Here is a 1,793-nt window from a genome sequence, read left to right on the forward strand (position 1 = left end):
AGATGTGTATAAGAGACAGGCTTAGGAGTCCCTGTGTTAAAAAAATTCTCAAACCTCACCGCCATAATCACCATTCTAACAATGAGCGGTTGTGTCTCTTACAATGTTACCGGCCCAATCGGGGTGCCCACTAATCCCGCCCCCATTACCAGCCCGCGTACTGCACAAATCGCCGACGTAACGGTCTCGGTCCCGGACATGGACGCTGCTACACGTACCGCCATCAGTCGTTCGCTAACAACGCAGATCAAGCAATACGTGGATAAAGGCGGCTACTTCAAGCAAATCACCGAATACCCCACCCGTTTAGGTGAAAACGATGTGGTGCTCAACTTCAATATGACTTCGCTCAAAGGTCGTCGAGCTCCGCATCCCGCCTATTTCCCCGGCGCCTTGCTCACACTGACGCTGTGGATCTGGGTCAATGGGCCCATCGACGTAGACAGCTTCGACCTGGCGGGTGATCTGCAGATCGTAGACCGAGACGGAAAAACGCTGGCGACTTCCAAGGAACAGGTCAAGTTCGAGCGCAATGTCGGCATTTACGGACGTGAACACTGGGCACCTACCATGGGTGCCAAACAGTTGAGCGAACTGGTCTCAACGCTGCTTGATACCGCGACTGCGCGCTTGGCAAAACAGTAACTAAAAGGAGAACCACATGGTTGGATACATCAAACACGCCTTCATCCTGTCAGTCATTCTGATGTCAGGTTGCGCATCGTACTCGATGCATGAACTGCCGCCCTTACAGGCCTGGCCACTCACAGCAGATGCTGCACAGCAAAAGCCGACGACGTTCGTGCGCACCACCGCGTTTTATCAGGCCAACGGCGGGGAGGGGCGGACGGTTGCCGGCGCTCCAGCCGCCCTGTGGGAATCGGCAATTGTTGATGCGTTCCGAGAGTCGGGGCGCTTTTCGCGGGTGACTACCGACAAGGTTGACTCTGACATCTACGCCGAAGCCACGCTGTACAACAATGAACAGTTCAGCGTTGCCTCTGCCGTTGTGACCGGTTTGACCATGTTCATCATTCCCAGTACGGCGAAGAACACGTTTACCCTGGAAACAGTGTTCAAGGACAAGGACGGTAAGGAACTTGGGCGCATTCGCAAAAGCGAGTCGGTGCGTACCTGGATGCAGTTGGTGTTAATCGTTGCCCTGCCTTTCCAGCAAGACACTCGCGAAGTGGTGCAAACGCTTGCCCGCAGCACGCTGGAAGAAGCGGTGCAACGTCAGTTGCTGTAGAGCATGCCGCTTGCGAAGCGGCCCTGGCTAAGCGTCGTGAACTGGTCTGGTATCAGGATTGGCTGACAAGGTTGTCTGAATTCCTGGCAAAGGTTCAGGGCGCGACCCGTGACGAGAGTTCGCGGACAAGTCCATGCATCCCGAGGCTACAGGGGGCTGCTGGAATCAGGCTTGTCCGCGAAGGCGTCAGTCGAGACGCCTCAACTACCCGGGTTAATCACGCCACCAAAACAGCCTGAGGTTGCGGTCGCAATCGACGCTCAACCACCTCCAGCACATCACAGCCATCGCGCAACGAAATGGCGCAGAGCAGGGCGAAGTCGCTGAGGATGAAGGACTCGCACTCGATCGTGCCGCGCATGGCCAGGTTTTCGAGCACCTGGGTAACGGCCTCGATTCGGTACTTGGCAGCGCCGATCAATACGTCGAGTGGGGCTTGGGTGTCGACGAACAATGTAGGCATGTCGTCGCAGTTGCTGGTGAGCGGCTTGAAGCGGTTTTCGGGGGAGGGGGGTGGTTTTTTGTACGGTGGGTCGGGGTGAAG

Annotated in this window: 3 protein-coding genes; 2 read left to right on the forward strand and 1 reads right to left on the reverse strand. The window is 56.3% G+C overall.

The window, feature by feature from the left end; translation table 11 throughout:
- Positions 1–81: 81 nt before the first annotated feature.
- Together UB23_RS27935 and UB23_RS27940 are read left to right on the forward strand one after the other, a co-directional pair.
- On the forward strand, positions 82–645 hold the full coding sequence (locus tag UB23_RS27935; protein WP_045062881.1) for a hypothetical protein: 564 nt from the start codon (positions 82–84) through the stop codon (positions 643–645).
- A 16-nt stretch (positions 646–661) separates the two neighbouring features.
- Complete coding sequence (locus UB23_RS27940; RefSeq protein ID WP_045062883.1) at positions 662–1,249, forward strand: hypothetical protein; 588 nt, start codon at positions 662–664, stop codon at positions 1,247–1,249.
- 217 nt (positions 1,250–1,466) lie between these two features.
- Here UB23_RS27940 and UB23_RS27945 read toward each other — a convergent pair.
- On the reverse strand, positions 1,467–1,793 hold a 327-nt coding region (locus UB23_RS27945; protein WP_045062885.1), incomplete at its 5' end, for a hypothetical protein.

Origin of the sequence: Pseudomonas sp. ES3-33 (genome assembly GCF_000952175.1) — a bacterium.
GTDB lineage: Bacteria > Pseudomonadota > Gammaproteobacteria > Pseudomonadales > Pseudomonadaceae > Aquipseudomonas > Aquipseudomonas gregormendelii.